General features: G+C 34.9%; 14 protein-coding genes, 2 pseudogenes and 2 other annotated features (1 of these 18 only partly in view). Of the genes and pseudogenes, 5 read left to right on the plus strand and 11 right to left on the minus strand.

The features are described 5' to 3' along the window. Positions 1-202, minus strand: a binding site (T-box leader); it reaches 35 nt to the left of the window's first position. 54 nt (positions 203-256) lie between these two features. Next, positions 257-493: a binding site (T-box leader), on the minus strand. A gap of 108 nt (positions 494-601) precedes the next feature. Further along, the gene (locus ACTT1L_RS01165) at positions 602-4,114 is read right to left on the minus strand and encodes a DUF4020 domain-containing protein (RefSeq protein WP_076872089.1); all 3,513 of its coding nucleotides are present in this window, start codon (positions 4,112-4,114) and stop codon (positions 602-604) included. A 150-nt stretch (positions 4,115-4,264) separates the two neighbouring features. Here ACTT1L_RS01165 and ACTT1L_RS01170 point away from each other — a divergent pair, with 150 nt between their 5' ends. Beyond that, positions 4,265-4,702, plus strand: coding sequence for a YndM family protein (locus ACTT1L_RS01170; protein ID WP_000997701.1), 438 nt, complete (start codon positions 4,265-4,267; stop codon positions 4,700-4,702). Between the two features lie 188 nt (positions 4,703-4,890). Here the strand turns inward: ACTT1L_RS01170 and ACTT1L_RS01175 are convergent, their stop codons facing one another. Genes ACTT1L_RS01175 through ACTT1L_RS01185 form a run of 3 tightly spaced genes read right to left on the minus strand, consistent with a single transcriptional unit; the run spans position 4,891 to position 6,289 of the window. After that, the gene (locus ACTT1L_RS01175; RefSeq protein ID WP_442821731.1) at positions 4,891-5,421 is read right to left on the minus strand and encodes a cysteine hydrolase family protein; all 531 of its coding nucleotides are present in this window, start codon (positions 5,419-5,421) and stop codon (positions 4,891-4,893) included. Between the two features lie 16 nt (positions 5,422-5,437). Next, positions 5,438-5,971 (minus strand): GNAT family N-acetyltransferase, encoded by a 534-nt coding sequence (locus tag ACTT1L_RS01180; protein ID WP_442821732.1) that lies wholly within the window; start codon positions 5,969-5,971, stop codon positions 5,438-5,440. Between the two features lie 21 nt (positions 5,972-5,992). Continuing rightward, a complete protein-coding gene (locus ACTT1L_RS01185; protein ID WP_434606312.1) occupies positions 5,993-6,289 on the minus strand; it encodes a YfzA family protein in 297 nt (98 codons plus the stop codon). 101 nt (positions 6,290-6,390) lie between these two features. Between ACTT1L_RS01185 and ACTT1L_RS01190 the strand changes: the two genes are divergently transcribed. After that, complete coding sequence (locus ACTT1L_RS01190; RefSeq protein ID WP_076874384.1) at positions 6,391-6,906, plus strand: kinase; 516 nt, start codon at positions 6,391-6,393, stop codon at positions 6,904-6,906. Between the two features lie 51 nt (positions 6,907-6,957). Here the strand turns inward: ACTT1L_RS01190 and entB are convergent, their stop codons facing one another. Both entB and ACTT1L_RS01200 read right to left on the minus strand, forming a co-directional pair. Continuing rightward, a complete protein-coding gene (gene entB / locus ACTT1L_RS01195) occupies positions 6,958-8,496 on the minus strand; it encodes a cell wall-binding protein EntB (RefSeq protein WP_442821733.1) in 1,539 nt (512 codons plus the stop codon). A gap of 196 nt (positions 8,497-8,692) precedes the next feature. Continuing rightward, positions 8,693-8,764 (minus strand): annotated as a pseudogene (locus ACTT1L_RS01200) (nitroreductase); the annotation flags it as partial. Positions 8,765-8,880: 116 nt separating this feature from the next. Between ACTT1L_RS01200 and ACTT1L_RS01205 the strand changes: the two are divergent. Further along, positions 8,881-9,363 carry a hypothetical protein gene (locus ACTT1L_RS01205; RefSeq protein ID WP_061130969.1) on the plus strand — a complete coding sequence of 161 codons (483 nt, stop codon included), beginning with the start codon at positions 8,881-8,883 and terminating at the stop codon, positions 9,361-9,363. A gap of 124 nt (positions 9,364-9,487) precedes the next feature. Beyond that, the gene (locus tag ACTT1L_RS01210; protein WP_086708139.1) at positions 9,488-9,835 is read left to right on the plus strand and encodes a short-chain dehydrogenase; all 348 of its coding nucleotides are present in this window, start codon (positions 9,488-9,490) and stop codon (positions 9,833-9,835) included. 132 nt (positions 9,836-9,967) lie between these two features. Here the strand turns inward: ACTT1L_RS01210 and ACTT1L_RS01215 are convergent, their stop codons facing one another. Next, positions 9,968-11,014 carry a DUF2332 domain-containing protein gene (locus ACTT1L_RS01215; RefSeq protein WP_074543297.1) on the minus strand — a complete coding sequence of 349 codons (1,047 nt, stop codon included), beginning with the start codon at positions 11,012-11,014 and terminating at the stop codon, positions 9,968-9,970. 380 nt (positions 11,015-11,394) lie between these two features. Between ACTT1L_RS01215 and ACTT1L_RS01220 the strand changes: the two genes are divergently transcribed. Continuing rightward, a complete protein-coding gene (locus ACTT1L_RS01220; RefSeq protein WP_000069168.1) occupies positions 11,395-12,897 on the plus strand; it encodes a malate:quinone oxidoreductase in 1,503 nt (500 codons plus the stop codon). Positions 12,898-12,941: 44 nt separating this feature from the next. Here the strand turns inward: ACTT1L_RS01220 and lsrB are convergent, their stop codons facing one another. The 4 genes and pseudogenes from lsrB to ACTT1L_RS01240 form a co-directional block, all read right to left on the minus strand. Next, on the minus strand, positions 12,942-13,985 hold the full coding sequence (gene lsrB, locus ACTT1L_RS01225) for an autoinducer 2 ABC transporter substrate-binding protein LsrB (RefSeq protein ID WP_000823641.1): 1,044 nt from the start codon (positions 13,983-13,985) through the stop codon (positions 12,942-12,944). Then, positions 13,982-14,971: an ABC transporter permease gene (locus ACTT1L_RS01230; protein WP_140158752.1), complete on the minus strand. Its 990-nt coding sequence runs from the start codon at positions 14,969-14,971 to the stop codon at positions 13,982-13,984. Before ACTT1L_RS01230 ends, lsrB begins: the two co-directional genes overlap by 4 nt. Next, positions 14,968-15,921 (minus strand): ABC transporter permease subunit, encoded by a 954-nt coding sequence (locus tag ACTT1L_RS01235; protein WP_442821734.1) that lies wholly within the window; start codon positions 15,919-15,921, stop codon positions 14,968-14,970. The genes ACTT1L_RS01230 and ACTT1L_RS01235 overlap by 4 nt, the downstream gene beginning before the upstream one ends. After that, a pseudogene (locus tag ACTT1L_RS01240) lies at positions 15,918-17,398 on the minus strand (sugar ABC transporter ATP-binding protein). Before ACTT1L_RS01240 ends, ACTT1L_RS01235 begins: the two are co-directional and overlap by 4 nt. Between the last annotated feature and the right edge of the window lie 143 nt (positions 17,399-17,541).

A 17,541-nucleotide genomic window follows, 5' to 3' on the forward strand; every position in this document is an offset into this window, starting at 1 on the left:
TGTAGACTTCTTTCGTCTACCTCTCTTCATTGTTAACGATCATCTGACCGTCTTTCCCTTCATAAAGATATATACTATCTTTACTACGAAAAAGATGCTCTAGGACTGTAATTCGCTCTTGTTTTTGTACTGGTTCACACCGACCACCAGCTCTCTGTTACAGGGAAACAACAACTACTGCTTTTCCTTTCAACGCATACATATTTGATTTTCAAGTTGGGCCACTAAAATACAAAAAGTCCCTACTGAATAAATCAGTAGGGACGATATTTATCGCGGTACCACCCTAGTTGTAGACTAACTTTCCGTCTACCTCTCTTCACTGTTAACGATCAATTGACCGCTTTTTCTTCATAAAGACAATACTATCTTTACTACGAAAAAGATGCTCCAAGACTGTAATTCATGATTATCTCTGTACTGGTTCACACCAACCACCAGCTCTCTGTTACAGTAAGACTAACCACTACTGTGATCTCTTCATTGCACTTTGTTTATTCAAATGTTTTTTGAAATTGAATAAGTATGATTCGTATTATAGAACGCTTTTCAAAACACTGTCAACAACTTTTTATATATTTTTTTAAATTACATTTTTGCCCTACATTTCTTCTTGTAAATTCTCCAGAACAATTCCGATGCGAATTATCTCATTATCTATTGCATTTATTACACATTTTTCTACTCTATATCCAATTAATAATTCTTTTATTTGAATGATTTCCGTTTCAAGTAAATTAGCTTCCTGAAGCGTTTGCAGTAAAGTGAAAAATACGTTTGCATACAACTCTTTATACATTTTTATACTCTCTGTCTTCTCAAGTATTTCATGAAATAACTGTTTTAACTCCGTTTGATTCCCTTTTCCACCCACGTCCAAAAATGTTTTACAAATGATAGATAATCCTCTTTCTACTATTTCATCCATAAATAAAATAATACGTAAAAGCATTACATATTCTCTAGCTGTGATTCCCCCCATTTTCGGTCGCTCTCGCAAAAATATACTGAGCCAAGCTGCCCAAAATTTTTGTTGTTCTTTTGCACTTAACGTTTTGACATAATAGCATAAGAACTGCATAAATTTAATTTTATTTTCTTCATTTTCTCGTATAAGTAAAGGGTATAACCAGTCTGTTTTTTGTTCCCAATACAGTACACATTTAATAAATACAAAACTGAGCCATTTTAAGAAAGCTTCCCTCGTATGCGGATGTAATACTTTCAAATGTTCTACCGCATACTTAATAAATCGCTTCATTTCTGTAAATAAAGGTAAATTAATTTGTGTGTAACATAGGCCAGCCCATGCATATTTCGTAATCTCATTTTCCTTCTTTAACTCTAAGTACGGTAACAAATATTTTCGGCACCATTGCTTCTCAATATGATAAAGAAATGTAATATCTGCTACTAAACGAGCTATCATAAAATTTGTTCGTTCTGTACTAATTCTTACTTGTTCTTCAAACAAAAATAAATATTCATACACATTACGATCGTATAAATGATCATATGATAACAGTTTTAATAATACTGCTGTCATTTTCCCAACAGGATGCTGAATCGATTCATTGTAAAAATCTTGTTTTGCCAGCTTAAAATCCGTGTCACTTTTCATGACTTGAGGGAATACCGAAAAAGCAAACCGCTTTACATTGCGTATACTATTTTCCTCTAACTCTTCTAATCGATTACTAATTTCATATAGAAAGCTACTAATTAACCAATGAAAAGCTGTATTTCTAACGAATTTCTGTAATAGAGGAATAACTTTTTGTATTTGTTCATTTGTCAGTCCTCGGTTATTTCGCCACTCCCTAATACAAACAAACCATACTTCATTACTTATTTCGTGCATTCCAACTAATTGATATGCAAATGAAATACTCCATTCTGTATTCAATTTACATGCTTTCGATAACATCTCTAAAAAATGACGTTGTTCAAAAACACCATCTTGAGAAAATTGCTGAACTTGCTTCATAATTTCATCGTCTTTTAGTTCCAATAATCCATCAGCTGTCACATTACAAGTAATACTTTGTTCTGCCGCCTCTTTCTTTTGTACACTGTATCGCTCAGAATGAAAATGAGGATGTTTTTGCTTCATTAACTCGTAACCTTTTGCCGTAGATGGACTATTCGAATCACAAGTGAATAATAAATCCAACACGAAACAAACATCAAATGCTCTTTCCTCCGCAAGGTCCTTTAATACAATTTGAATGACTTCTTCCTTTGTTTTTTCTAAAGAGAGTGCGTAATGATTTTTTATAAGTTGAAAAACTTCGTGTTTATACGTGACGTCTAAAAGAATTCCTTCCTGTAACAACCATTTCATTTTCTCATCGGCGCTAACAAATACATTTTTATTCATCGCATCAATTGCAATTCGATTTTGAAGTACGCTGTTTGCTTCTATCATTTCTGTAATATAATAATTTGCTTTTTTCTCATCGTTTTCACATAGATAGGTTAAACATTCTTTTACAATTTGAATTAAAAACGCTAGATCATTTTGCTGAAACTCTTTTTCCACATTTTCCTTATCCCTTTTTTTCAGTGCCGCTTGCCTTAGTGATAACATCCGCATCTTCTCTATTCCCATCATCATAATTGGAACGGCATAATAGGAAATATGCGGTTTCATCTTTTTATTCCAAATTTGCTCCACAAAAGAAAATGTAGACACGGGTAAACGACTCGATTCCTCAAGTTCTATTGATTCCCCGGTATCATTTCCCCACTTTCTTTCACGCTTCAACTTAAGTTTGCCGTCCAAAATAAACGTTAGTAACAATAAAGCGATTTCTTTATGCTCAGGAAAAGAACATTTTTGCAGTAAGTAAGAAATTGTTTCGATCGATTTACTATCTTTTTCAGCTGTTTCTAATAAAAGCAGTGTCCACCTTGCAAACAACAACGGGTCCATTTTCATTTTCGTTTCGTTTAAGTAGCTACAAATTGTTCTCCATAATAACGGAGATAGTTTAGAATGATTTTTAAAAATTAATTGAAATAATTCTTTTTGATGACTAAAAAGAAATTGTTCCACTAACCATTTTGCAAGTAATTCATCTACCTCATTATAGTTTGATGTAATTAAAAATAAATTTTGTAATTTCCCTTCCGCTTCAAGCCATTCCACCCATTCATAATCGTGAGCAAATTCAACGAAGTAGCGGACTGTTTCAATTTTTTTTATAGATTGTTTTATGTATGATAATTGTTCCTGCTCTACTGACGGCGGTACTGTTACTATGTCACGAATTCGCATTCGTTTTGTAATATAATTATCCCCCATTAACTCCGCCCATCGTTTTACTGCTTTAACGAGAGATTGATGATTATTACCTTTATTCGGATATACAATCGGCCGTATTCCTAAATGCTCCCAGTGGTACGTATTTTCCCCTTGTGCGACAAATGCATAACGTCTTGTACTTGGTGGTAAACCAGTTGCTAAATATTTCATTACTGGGTCATTATGGCTATATCCAACGAATAAAACGGTATAATTCGAGAATAAATCAACTAAAAACCTTCTTGCCCATCCTTCTGTCAAGTAAGCCCTTCCAAAATCACCATCTGTTAAAATTAACGCTTCTTTTTCTTGTTCTATATTGCCATGTATGTAAGCAAGTCCTTTAAACGCTCTACCTGTAGGTAACGCAGGTGCGTAATATACGTTTAATTCTCTATTCATTTCTTTTATCGCAGTTGTAAAATGTCGATCAAAATTTGTTGTTACAATGCGGACTTCTGTATCTAAAGGAAACAACCTCGGAATCGCATAATGAAGCGGATTCGGCTTTGACTTTTCAATATGAACTAAATCTCTTGCAACTTGGTGTACATCTTTTGTTTTCGCAATTTTACCAAGATAATAATCATGCGGTTCTGTAATTTCACGTTTTTCGACATATAACGTTTTTGCAATTTCATCAACTAAATCATCAAAATTTGGTAAGTTTGATTTCCCTTTCATAGAAACTCCCGCTCCAACAAATAGCACTAACTTTCCTTTTTCAAGATGATCAATTAACTCGTCTGGAATTTCTACTTCTGAAGTAATCCACACCGAGGATTCCCCCTTACCTAAAAATGTCATATACTCTCATTTTACTATAACATTTTCCTTTTGTTTTTTTAATATTTAGACAAATAATTGACATGAAAAAGTTTTATGTAAATATATTCGTTACAATGTATGAACTCCTATATTTATTGCAAAACTATGGATAAAACGGAGGTGTAAATTTTGAATGATTTCACAGTAGTGCTTATCAAGTTTATATCGTGCATTATCGCATTTAGTATCGGACTCGCTTTATTTTTCCCAGCAACGTTCGTCCAAATTATTTCGTTCAGTCTCTTTGTTACAATCGTATCTTATATGTTCGTTGATAAAATCATATTAAATCGAATCGGTAATACCGGTGCCATTATGTCGGATTTCTTACTAACGTATTTAAGCGTATGGATTTTCGGTAATATTTTATTAGACAACTATATGCAAATTGCATGGGGAAGCATCCTTTCCGCAATTGTCTTCACATTATCAGAAGTAATCGTTCATCGCTTCTCTAACTCTCACACAAAGCACCACAACGATAATATTCGTATTAATCGTCGCTTCGCATATGGTACGGAGTTTGCGGAAGAACAGAATATATTGGATAAAGATAAGAAGAAGTAATATTTTGATACAGGAGCGCCCTTTTTAATTATGTGGTGCTCTTTTTTGTGTTTTTATTATGGTACGTGAAATTATATGAACGATTTTTCAAATATATCAACGATTATTGCAATATATCGACGTTTCAACAAAGGATATCGACTTACCGACATTATTTGACACGATTTCCTCTAATAAAAAACTGCCTCTTATTTAGAGACAGTTTCTTTCAAATCTTTTAACGTAACAACATTAGCAAACGCTCCAAACACTACGTTATGATGCTTCACAATGTCTTCAGCACGTAACACCTCTGTATCAAACGTACTATGTGCATCGCTCACTAACGTTACTTTATACCCTTCACTAAACGCTCTGCACGTTGTCGTATCCACACAGTACTCCGTTTGCATTCCTGAAATGATAACATGATCGATTCCCTTGTCTTGCAATACTTCTTTTAGGTTCGTCTTGTGGAATGAATCTGGGGTCGTTTTTTCAACGATACTGTCCCCTTCTTGTGGTGCAATTTCCACATGGATCTTCCAGCCATCTGTACCTTTTTCTAACGGATGATCTTTTGGTCCGTTATGTTGTACATAAATAACCGGTATATCATTTAAACGGCATTCCCCAATAAGCTCTTGTAATGTCTCTAAAAACTTTTCCCCATTATGTACTGGCATTCCTGCTGTATACATACCTGCTTGTACATCAATTACTAATAATGCTTTTTTCATATCGCGCCGCTCCCTTTTATTTATATTCCATCATCCAACAATCTTCTAATACCCCTTCATGTAGTTCATGTTCCTTTAAAATCTTCACCTTTTTAAATCCACATTTTTCATAACACTTTATTGCACGTTCATTATTTACTTTCGGGTCCATTGCGATTGCTTCTGCTCCTATTTCGCTCAAAATGTATGTAATTGCGGCCTTAACAAATTTTGTTCCAATTCCTTTTCCCCAATAAGTTGGTTCTCCAATAAATTGATCCATCCCCCATACATTTTGTGATGCTTCATAGCCATATAAAGTTTTCCACTCCGAATCAACTGGATACATTTGAATATAACCGATCGGCACACCATCAAACTCTATTAAGCATCTTTTTTCATGACTATTTGGATTATGTATAAAATGATCCAGTACCATTTCTACTAATTGCGGGTTATCTCGTCCTTCGTAATATTGAAGTACTTCTTGGTCTGTTAACCATTTTGAAATGATTGGTGCATCCTCTTCTACTACGTACCTAACCGATACATTATCTTTTTGAAATAGCATATAGTACCTCTTTTTAATTCTTTATATTTTTCTTGTAGTGAAATCTTTCATTGCACCTATTAGTGCGTATGGTAACAATGTAATCGCAAAAAAAGCTGTAAACATATTAAAATGAGGGATTTTATATGGCGTGAACCATTCTGTGAAAAATTGAGAATTTAATACTCTATTAAAGAATTCTCCGCCAGGTCTAAAGTTTGGTGCCCATGCAGTTACTTCACAAATAATAAACAACAATTGTAAAATTATAAATACCCCAAGATAGCGAAACCATGTTCGTTTCCAAATTGGTTGCGCCTTATTTAAATTCGCTTCCATTTCGCCCCCACCTTTTTTATTTACATCATATTAATTATACACTTTCTACGTTTAATTTGTTAAAATTTTCTATATAATCATTCACGTTGGGGGAATACATTATGTCTAATCCTATAAAATCAACATTAATCATCGTTAGAGGAAACTCCGCAAGTGGTAAAACAACAATCGCAAAGCAACTACAAGAACATTTCGGACAAGGCACACTTTTAGTATCACAGGATGTTGTACGTAGAGATATGCTTAGAGTACACGACACGATCGGTAATTTATCACACGATTTACTATTTGAAATTACAAAGTACGGAAAAGGGAAATGTGAGTTTGTTATTTTAGAAGGTATTTTAAACAGTCGTAGATACGGTGATATGCTGAAAGAATTAATACATTTTTTTGAAGGAAACGCGTATACATATTACTTTGATTTATCGTTAAAAGAAACGATTCGACGACATAACACAAGGGAAAAGCGGCATGAATTTGGTGAGGATTCCCTACAAAAATGGTATAATCCGCACGATACAATTGAAGTTACTAGAGAAACTATTTTTACAGATAACTTCACACAAAAAGATATATTTGATGCAATTCTTAATGATGTGATGGTACGAAAATAAGACCGACAGAATATGTCAGTCTTATTTTCATTATGTTATATTCTAGATTTATTATAAAATCTTCACTTTAACTGTTTGTCTTCCCCAATTCATCGCTTTACTTTTTGAACCCATTAATACATCAATGCGATTACCTTTAATTGCACTTCCGGTATCTCCAGCGATTGCTTCTCCATAACCTTCTACCCATACTTTAGATCCTAATGGAATTACTTTCGGATCTACTGCGATAATTCTCATATTTGGATTAGCCGTTAAATCATGTCCCATCGCAGTTAAAACGCGTCCACCATATGTACCATTCTCACTCGGATCAGCAGTATATGCTGTCGCCACCACCGTTAATTCACGTTTAGCAGACTGCGCGTTATTTTTAGACTCTTCTTTTGCCTTTAGTGCTTCTCGTGCTTTTGCCTCTTCCTTGGCTTTGGCTATTTCTCGTGCTTTCGCCTCTTCCTTAGCCTTTGCTATTTCTTGCGCTTTTGCTTCTTCTTTAGCTTTGGCTATTTCTCGTGCTTTTGCTTCTTCTTTAACCTTTGCTATTTCTCGTGCTTTTGCTTCTTCTTTAACCTTTGCTATTTCTCGTGCTTTCGCCTCTTCCTTAGCTTTGGCTATCTCTTGTGCTTTTGCTTCTTCTTTAGCTTTGGCTATCTCTTGCGCTTTCGCTTCTTCCTTAGCTTTGGCTATCTCTTGTGCTTTTGCTTCTTCTTTAGCTTTGGCTATCTCTTGCGCTTTCGCTTCTTCCTTAGCCTTTGCTATTTCCTGTACTTTCGCTTCTTCCTTAGCTTTTGCTACTTCTTGCACTTTCACTTCTTCCTTAGGTTTCGCTACTTCTTGCACTTTCACTTCTTCCTTAGGTTTCGCTACTTCTTGCACTTTCACTTCTTCCTTAGGTTTCGCTACTTCTTGCACTTTCACTTCTTCCTTAGGTTTCGCTACTTCTTGCACTTTCACTTCTTCCTTAGGTTTCGCTACTTCTTGCACTTTCACTTCTTCCTTAGCCTTTGCTACTTCTTGCACTTTCACTTCTTCCTTAGGTTTTATTGTTTCTTTTGCCTTTGTTATCTTCTGTGTTTTAGCTTCTTCCTTAGCTTTCACCGATTTTTGTACTTTCGCTACTTGCTTCGTTTTCTCGTCAGCCTTTTTTTCAATTGGTGCTTTATTTGATAAGAAAGAAACATTTACATAAGCTGTTTTTCCCTTATACTCAAATTGTAGCCATCCGTCTTTTACTTGCTTCGTTGATTCAATTACATCATCTTTTTTCAGTCTGCCAAGAATTTTTGATTCTGTGTTTGATTCAGAACGTACATTTAACAAATCTGCTGTTACATGGTAAATATCTTTCGTAAACTCCGAGCTTACAAATACTTCTTTACCATTTAACTCAATTTTTGACCAGCCATCTTCGGTATTGATGACTTTTAACTCTTCCCCGTTTTTTACTTTTTCAACCACTTTTGATTCTGTAGTCGGTTTTTCACGTACGTTGAGTACATCTGCTGTTACGATCGTTTCTGCAGTAGCAGTTGTAGTAAATGCTCCCAGTCCGAAAACAGTTGCTGTTGCTGCGCCAATTACTTTTTTCATATTAGCCTCCATTATTTTTTTTTGAATTCTATCAAATACTTCCATAAATTTACGGAAGCATTTGCAGCAGTATATTAGTACCACTTAATATACTGCTATTAAAACTCCTTACTCTAATACTATCAAATTCTTATTTCTAATTCTATATATTATAAGTTTCCTTATTTTCTATAAACGTTTTATACCATTCTTCACACTATATAGTTGTCGCAATTCCCGCCAAAAACAAACTGACGATTGCTAAAAATTGAGTAGCGACTATAGCCCCCTCATGATCTTTCACACTACATTCGCTCGTTTTTTGCAAAAAGTTCATTTTACATAAAAATTTATTTATTACAATAAGAATATAAGATATATTTTTTTAAAAGGAGGATTTCAAGAATGAATAAAGAGGATAAAATTCACGCTGAGAAAGTGTTGAAAAATCTATTCATCGGATCACAAGTTGATGGATTACAATTTGGTATTTCTCCAGGCGCTATAAAGATTCATTTCACAAACTTTCACGACTCCGTTGATTATGACGGACAATTATATATCAATATCGAATCAAAATGGTGTTTATTTAATAAACCTCCAAAAAGATATCCATTACATGAAGATGAATTTGAAGATTATTCTGAGGAAGAAGAATATGGGAGAATATTTGAGATAAGAAGACAAAAAGTTACCGATATACAACTCGGCTTAGAAAGCCCTTATTTAATTGTTACATTAGAGAGTGGACAAATTATTTTTGTAAATGGTTTTCATGATTATTATGAATGTTGGCAAGCTGGTGTCCAATATGAGCAATGGCTTGTAGTTGCTGCACCTGGGAATGAAATCGCCACTTGGACTTCCGATGAGTTTATCGATAAATAAACTGTCTTCCCGAAGGAGAACCGACGATATTTTATGAACTACATAACTATTTCTATTACACTTAAACGAATGACCATTTTACTTTAATAGAAATCATTTTATTAAATTTGAAAGGACGATAATGATGGCATGTGTCCATGATTTTGGAATAATTGAAGAATTTGATTCTCAAAAAAGTTACAACGATTATACACCAGAGAAATATGATTGTGTTTCTGTTGATGATAATATTATCAGTAATTTAAGTCAAAATTTATCAATTATGAAAACCTACTTTCATACAGTAAAAAGTCAGGAATATGGTTTAGCTTATTGGGGTATTACAATTATCCCTCCTGAATCATTAGCAATTTTCTATGAAACAGTTACATCTTCAAAGTTCTTCAAAAAATCTGATGAGCTGAATGAATTAGCTTCAAAAATTGTACAAGCTGTAGCAGAAAACAAGTACATGATTCATTATGGAATTTGAATGTAATTCAAAAAATGCTTAGGATTTCTCCGAAGCATTTTTTGTATGGTACTAATAAATTTATTCCCTAGTCATTTAGTCAATACTTGAACCTATTTCCTCGTCTTTTAAATGTAGAGTGCCCCTATTAATCTAAATAAGCGTCTCATTTCCAATCTTCCAGCTAAACCATCTCCCATGCCCTTCCGTTTCTCCAACCGTTTCACGATATTCGTTTCCGTTAATATAATAATCAATATGAAGGTCCCGGTCCCACATGTTGTTATAAAGATGGAATACATCACGCTTTGCACCGATTTCTTGGATTTGTTTTTCCAGCTTACGTTTTACTTGTTCTGGTATTTGATTGGCGACGTGTGTATGGAAAATGCAGATAACAGCATCTTCACTTATTTGTTCAATAATAGATGGTAATAACTCTACACCGTCTCCTTCTATTAATTGAACAGATTTATTTTTTACTAAAGATGCAGCTTTGTCAAACAGTTCAAGCCTTTCTTTATGTTCTGGCCAAATGAGTGCACGTAGCCATAAATAATCTTCATCACTATGTAAATCGTTTACATGTAAATCTAGTCCAATTCTTTCTACGACAGGTGGACTTTCTTTTAATAAATGAGGCACATTCTCCCCTCTTATTTCAGAAGTTACATGTACATTCGAGTTTATATTTCCGTATGTTTCATCTGTACCGTACGAATAGCTATATTGGTCCCAAAATAATTGTAATCCAGAACTTGTCCCAATTTCTATTAACGCTAACGGTTTATTCACTTTGTTAAATATGTAACTGAAACTTGGATATAAGTACGCACATCGTCTTACTTCATTCGTTTGAACGAGTTTCGTTTGTAATAAATTAATCATTTCTTCTCTGTACATTTTACAGAAATCTTTAAAATGATTAAAAGCTTGATCTAAATCCGTATTAGCATGTTCAACTAAGCTACTATAATACGTTTTTACATGATGTTCTTTCCCTGCTAACAATAAATAATGTACTGCACCTAATAATAAGTTTGGGACTGGTTGACCTACCTGAGCATAGGACGATAGTGTAAGTACTTCCTCATCTTCAGCAATTTTCATTGATAAATATTCATATAAGTCACTTGACCCTTTACATTCCTTTATTGAAAAATTTCGAAATAAGTTTGCGATTTGTTCTTGTGTACGCATGTGTATCCCTCCTTTTAACTTTCAGAATAATCATACAATAAGTTTTGAAAAAAGTCCCATAAAAAGGTATCCTTTCTACCGACTTTTGGATACGTAAGCTTTTTCGAGATAATTTCAAACTGTAATTTTTTTCTATTCATTAACTGAAAAGTGCTTGTTAAATAAGAATTTTGGCAAATAAAGCGTTAAATATTTTAAAATTATCAGATAACACTAGATATTTTAGTCTATTAATTATTATAATAGAGTATGAGATGGTTATACAATTGAGACAAAAAAGGTAAATACCTAGGTGGGGCCTAGGCGGTGTTTTCTTTTTACGGCTTAGACACAGTAAACACCTACTCTTTTTTGCCAATATAGGGGATGGAGAGATTATCATGAGCAACATGCAGCAAAAAACAGACGTTATCTTAATTGGTGCAGGAATTATGAGTGCAACGTTAGGCTCATTACTAAAAGAATTAGCACCTGAATGGGAAATTAAAGTTTTTGAAAAACTCGCAAGTGCCGGGGAAGAAAGCTCTAATGAATGGAATAATGCAGGTACAGGGCATTCTGCGCTATGCGAACTGAACTATACTTCCGAAAAATCTGACGGATCTATAGATATTAGTAAGGCTGTAAAAGTGAATGAGCAATTCCAGCTTTCAAGACAATTTTGGGCATATCTTGTAAAAAGCAAATTAATTCGTAATCCACAAGATTTTATTATGCCTCTACCTCATATGAGTTTAGTACAAGGTGAAAAAAATGTGCAGTTTCTAAAAAACCGTTTTGAAGCGCTTTCAAAAAATCCACTGTTTCAAGGAATGGAGTTTTCCGATTCTCCTGAAACATTAAAAAAATGGCTTCCACTCATTATGGAAGGTCGTACATCTAATGAGCCTATGGCGGCAACGAAAATTGACTCTGGAACAGATGTTAACTTTGGTGCATTAACACGAATGTTGTTTGATTACTTAAAAACGAAAAATGTCGAGCTAAACTACAAACATAGTGTCGAAAACATTAAACGCACGAAAAATGGTTTGTGGGAAGTGAAAGTACACGATATGAATAGTGGTAAAATTGAGCATCACACTGCTAAATTCGTCTTTATCGGCGGCGGTGGCGGTAGCCTACCCCTACTTCAAAAGACTGGTATCCCTGAATCAAAACATATTGGTGGATTCCCGGTAAGTGGACTATTTATGGTATGTAAAAACCAAAAAGTTGTAGAGCAACATCATGCGAAAGTATACGGTAAAGCTAAAGTTGGCGCTCCGCCAATGTCTGTACCTCATCTAGATACGAGATATATAGACAACAAAAAAGCTTTACTGTTCGGACCATTCGCAGGGTTCTCTCCTAAGTTCTTAAAAACTGGTTCAAACCTTGACTTAATTGGTTCTGTAAAACCAAATAACGTCTTAACGATGTTAGCTGCTGGTGTAAAAGAAATGGGACTAACAAAATACTTAATTCAGCAAGTTATGTTATCACACGAAAAACGTATGGAAGAATTACGCGAATTCATTCCGAACGCGAAAAGTGAAGATTGGGATATTGTAGTTGCTGGTCAGCGTGTACAAGTAATTAAAGATACTGATGCTGGCGGTAAAGGAACACTTCAATTCGGTACAGAAGTTGTTAGTGCGGCTGATGGATCAATCGCAGCATTACTAGGTGCTTCACCGGGTGCTTCTACTGCCGTTCATGTTATGCTTGAAGTATTAGAAAAATGTTTCCCAAGTCGAATGGTAGAATGGGAAGGAAAAATAAAAGAAATGATTCCTTCTTACGGCATTTCATTAACAGAAAATCCAAGATTATTCCAAGACCTTCACACTTCTACAGGTCGTACCCTTGGATTAAATGAAAAAGAAACAGTTCATAATTAATGAAGAAATAAAAACGTCCGATACATTCGGACGTTTTTTCGTTACTAGAAATTATATTTTTCAATATTATCCTTTGTAAATACAACTCGCTCTGGCAATACGATAATTCCGTTTCCTTCTGCCTCATAATCATATCCTTGAATGGAGTTTGGCTCTACTTTCACTTTTCCAATTCCTTTTACTTCGAAGCTATCCCCTACTTTTAACTTCTTCCCTTTTACAACAATTTCATTTGCTACATACGTTGCGAGTGCACCTTGTTGTTTTACGTCCCATAATCCGAATTGTTGTACAGTTCCTCGTTTTACGTAATCACGCATAACGTTTGGTGTAGAGAAGCCAGTTACGACAACCTTTTTATCCATTTTTAAATTTTCAGCTGCTTGTGCCATTGCCGGAAGTGCCGTTGCATCTGGACAAATGACCGCATTAATATCAGGGTACGTTTTTAAAATATTCTCCCCTACTGACAGAGACTTTTGCGCATTATTTTCACCGTACTGCGTCGTTACAATTTCCCAGTTCGGATATTTCTCTTTAATAATTTCTTTCGCTTTCGTTACCCATTGGTTTTGATCTGTTACTGTTGGGCTAGAATAAAAAAATGCTACTTTCCCTTTATCTCCAATTTGCTTGGAAGTCATTTCTATTAATAAATTAGCAAGTTGGTCTGGTGTTCCTTGGCTTATATAAAAGGAACGATCTTTCGGATTCACATCGGAATCCCATGTTAACACCGTCATCCCTTTTTTCTTAGCACGTTGCAGTGATTGCGATAAACCATCAACTGACGTTGAAGAAACCATAAGTGCATCATAGTTTTGGTTAATGAAATTGTTTATATATTTTACTTGCCCAGATACACTTGCTTCAGACGGTCCATCATATTTCACTTGTACGCCTAGTTTATCTCCCATCTCTTTTGCTCCTTCACCACCTGATGTAAAGAATCCAACTCCTGTTAATTTCGGGATAAATGCAAATTTCACATCATCCGCTTTTTTCTTATCTGCGGTTTGACTAGAACAGGCGATTAAACCGATTAAACACATACATACAATGAATACAATCCCTAGTTTTCTCTTCATGACATTTCCTCCTTATGCAAATTCTTTCTTTTCCCCAGTGTGAATTGATGTAATTTGAAATGTCTCATAATAACTGAAAGAATAAGGATAATACCAATTACTACGTTGGATTGTTCATTTGTTAAACCCGTCATTTGCAAGCCATACTGCATGAGTCCAATGAAAATACTCGCCAGTACAGTACCGATAATGCTTCCTTTTCCCCCTGTAATAAGTGTCCCGCCTAATACGACTGCCGTAATGATTGGTAAAATTGTTTCACTTCCCATATCAGCACGTGCAGAACCGAAATAGGCAGTTAAGAAAGTCCCCCCTAATCCACCTCCTAACCCGGAAAGTATGTAAGCGATTATGACTACTTTTTTCGTTTTAATCCCGGTGTATTTTGCTGTATTTTCGTTCGCACCTGTTAATTTTACATGGCGCCCGTATATAGTTCGGTGAAATAATACAGTACATAAAACTGTTAATACGATCAGTAGCCATAATAAATTCGGTATTCCTATAAAACTACCGTTTGCCAGTTGTACAAATGTGTCAGGTAAACCGCTTATTCCTTCGTACCCAGAAGCACCTGCTCCTCCTGAAATGACGAGTGCAATTCCTCCGTATAAAAACATCGTGCCGAGTGTAACGACGAGTGGTTCTACATCTGTCATTTTTATAATAAGTCCGTTTAAAGCGCCTGCTAAACAACTAATTATTAGAGATATTATGACAGCAAACAAAATAGATATTCCGTTCATCCAAAGTACACCGATCAAGATCGAAGTGAGACCCATTATTGAGCCGACCGATACATCAATTCCTCCTGTTACAATAACAAAAGTCATTGGTATCGCCGCAATTGCGATAAATAGGAAATCATTTGTACTAAAAAGGAGATTACTAATATTTAAGAAATCACTATTGATTAAACTAAAGAGAATGAATTCTATAAGAAGCAATACAATTAGAACACCTTCCCATCTGTATACATACTTCATAGATTCATCCTCCTTTCTGCCTTCCACTTTTTCATAACACTATCCAGTATGATGATAAGTAATAATAAAAAACCTGAAATAGCATTATTCCAAAATGCTGGTATTTTTAGAAAGACGAGTGAACTGCTTATTGTTTCTAAAAAGAATGCTCCTAATGCAGCTCCAACTATAGAACCTGTTCCTCCTTTTAAATGAACTCCCCCTAGTACAGCAGCTGCGATAACCTGTAGTTCTATCCCAGTTCCTGTTTGATTAGGAACGAATCCGATATTCATAACAAATATGCAACCAGCGAGCGCAGCACTTATGCCTGAAATCATAAACGCACATATTTTCACTTTATTAACAGGTATACCAATAAGTCTCGCGCCATCTTCATTATCACCTACCGCATAAAAGTATCTTCCAAATGGCACTTTCCTTAAAAAGAAGTATAGTAGTAGTAAAATAATAAGAACGAACCATACAGTTATAGGTAAACCAAAAATGACGATAGATGACAGCTGCTTAAAATCGTTTGGAATATCTTCAATCCACTTCCCGCCTGTAAAAATTAACATGGCACCCCTAATAATTCCTAACATGCCTAATGTCATAATAATGGCCGGTACCCGAAACTTTGCAACACCAATTCCATTTATAAAACCGAGAATAGCGCCAAGTATAATAGCAGCAAGTATGGACAGAGATGCATGATATCCATCAGTTAACAACATTCCGCAAACTACTGCACTTAGCCCCATGCTTGAACCAACTGATACATCTATATTTTTCGTAAATAAGACGAACGACTGGCCAATTGCTAACACGACTAAAATAACGCTTGATTTCACCATTAAAGATAACGAGTTAAATTGGATAAAACTAGGATTTATCATTCCTACAATAGCTATATAAATTAGTAGTAACGTTATGATAGACGTTTCGTGCATTTTTAGCATGCGTTTCATTCCGCTACACCTCCGTATGCAAGGCGTGTAACTTCATTCACACTCAGTTGTTCTTTTTCCATATGAGAAACAAATCGTCCATTTCTCATTACATATACACGGTTTACTAATTGAACAATTTCTTCAACATCTGAAGAGATTAATAAAATTGCGAGTCCTTCCCTTTTCATTTTTTCGATCGTCTCATACACTTCAAGCCTTGCTTTCGCATCAATTCCACGAGTCGGCTCATCAAGAATAATAACTTTAGGATTACATGCGAGATACTTTGCAAGCACGACCTTCTGCTGATTACCTCCTGATAAAGATGCCATTTCTTCATTCATATCCTGTACAACAATTCGGAACTGTTCTATAAACGAATTAACTAAAACGCTTTCTTTTTCTTGATTTATAAAAAAACGATTATTTTGCTGTAAACTTGCTGCTGCAATATTTTCTTTAACAGAAGCAATTGAGAAAATGCCATTCCTCGCCCTATCCTCTGGCACATAAACTAGTCCTTCGTCTAGCCTTTTATGCAAAGAACATGTATCAATTGATTTCCCATCTAATAAAATAGACCCTGTTTTTACAGTTTTCAATCCAAATATCGCTTCTGCTAATTCCGTTCTGCCCGATCCAACAATGCCAGCAATACCTACAATCTCACCAGCATGTACAGTGAATGAAATATTTTCGAATGCGTGACCATTTATATCAATCACTTCTAATATTTTTTTCATCCTTGTGGTCTCTTGAACTACTTCTATTTTCTCTTTCTGTTTATACCCTTTTGGCAATAGCCCCTCCATCAGCATGTCATATGTATAGTCACATACATCTCCTTGACTTACAATCATTCCATCTCGTAATATTGCTACTTTGTTGGCAATTTCAAAGATTTCTGGAAAACGATGCGTAATATAAATCATCCCTATTCCTTTTTCTTGTAAACTTTTCATCAACACAAAAAGACTCTTAATTTCGTGAGTTGTTAATGTCGATGTTGGCTCATCTAGAATAAGAATCTCGGCTTCTCGTATTAATCCTCTCACAATTTCTACTAACTGTTGTTGCGCAATCGATAATGATCCTCCTAGTTCATTAAGGTCAATATCCCACCCTAGACTGTTAATCAATTGCTCAATCTGTACTCTTAGTTTCTTTTTCTTTTCTTTTAACCCGATACATATATTTTCTTCAATAGTCATATGCGGAAAAATGAGCGGTTCTTGCGGTATTAAATACATACCTTTTCGGTGTGCTTCTGACGGATTTGAAAACTGTTGCTTCGTTCCTTTTACATATATTTCTCCATCATCATACGAATATAACCCCGTTAATATTTTCATTAATGTTGATTTCCAGCACCATTCCCTCCAACTAATGCGTATATATCTCCGCGCTCTACTTGAATGTTCACTTCTTTTAATACAAGTTGATTTAAAAACGCCTTACTCATTTTTTTTACTTGTAATAAAGGTGCGTTCTCCACATGATGTCACCTGCCTTTATACAGAACATTTTTTGAGAAAATGATTATTTGTTCTACTTGTTTTGTAGCATTGTATATTCCTTTTTTTATATCTAGAACACTTTTTTCTACGTACTATTAATCGCTTCAACTGGAATAAACAA

The sequence above is a fragment of the Bacillus sp. FH genome (genome assembly GCF_052216825.1).
Classification (GTDB): Bacteria; Bacillota; Bacilli; order Bacillales; family Bacillaceae_G; genus Bacillus_A; species Bacillus_A paranthracis.

Bases quoted from the DNA above. Each gene is read 5' to 3' on its own strand.
- ACTT1L_RS01165 (WP_076872089.1), bottom strand. From the start codon at position 4,114: ATGACATTTTTAGGTAAGGGGGAATCCTCGGTGTGGATTACTTCAGAA.
- ACTT1L_RS01175 (WP_442821731.1), bottom strand. From the start codon at position 5,421: ATGAAAAAAGCATTATTAGTAATTGATGTACAAGCAGGTATGTATACA.
- ACTT1L_RS01180 (WP_442821732.1), bottom strand. From the start codon at position 5,971: ATGCTATTTCAAAAAGATAATGTATCGGTTAGGTACGTAGTAGAAGAG.
- ACTT1L_RS01185 (WP_434606312.1), bottom strand. From the start codon at position 6,289: ATGGAAGCGAATTTAAATAAGGCGCAACCAATTTGGAAACGAACATGG.
- ACTT1L_RS01190 (WP_076874384.1), top strand. From the start codon at position 6,391: ATGTCTAATCCTATAAAATCAACATTAATCATCGTTAGAGGAAACTCC.
- entB (WP_442821733.1), bottom strand. From the start codon at position 8,496: ATGAAAAAAGTAATTGGCGCAGCAACAGCAACTGTTTTCGGACTGGGA.
- ACTT1L_RS01205 (WP_061130969.1), top strand. From the start codon at position 8,881: ATGAATAAAGAGGATAAAATTCACGCTGAGAAAGTGTTGAAAAATCTA.
- ACTT1L_RS01210 (WP_086708139.1), top strand. From the start codon at position 9,488: ATGGCATGTGTCCATGATTTTGGAATAATTGAAGAATTTGATTCTCAA.
- ACTT1L_RS01215 (WP_074543297.1), bottom strand. From the start codon at position 11,014: ATGCGTACACAAGAACAAATCGCAAACTTATTTCGAAATTTTTCAATA.
- ACTT1L_RS01220 (WP_000069168.1), top strand. From the start codon at position 11,395: ATGAGCAACATGCAGCAAAAAACAGACGTTATCTTAATTGGTGCAGGA.
- lsrB (WP_000823641.1), bottom strand. From the start codon at position 13,985: ATGAAGAGAAAACTAGGGATTGTATTCATTGTATGTATGTGTTTAATC.
- ACTT1L_RS01230 (WP_140158752.1), bottom strand. From the start codon at position 14,971: ATGAAGTATGTATACAGATGGGAAGGTGTTCTAATTGTATTGCTTCTT.
- ACTT1L_RS01235 (WP_442821734.1), bottom strand. From the start codon at position 15,921: ATGAAACGCATGCTAAAAATGCACGAAACGTCTATCATAACGTTACTA.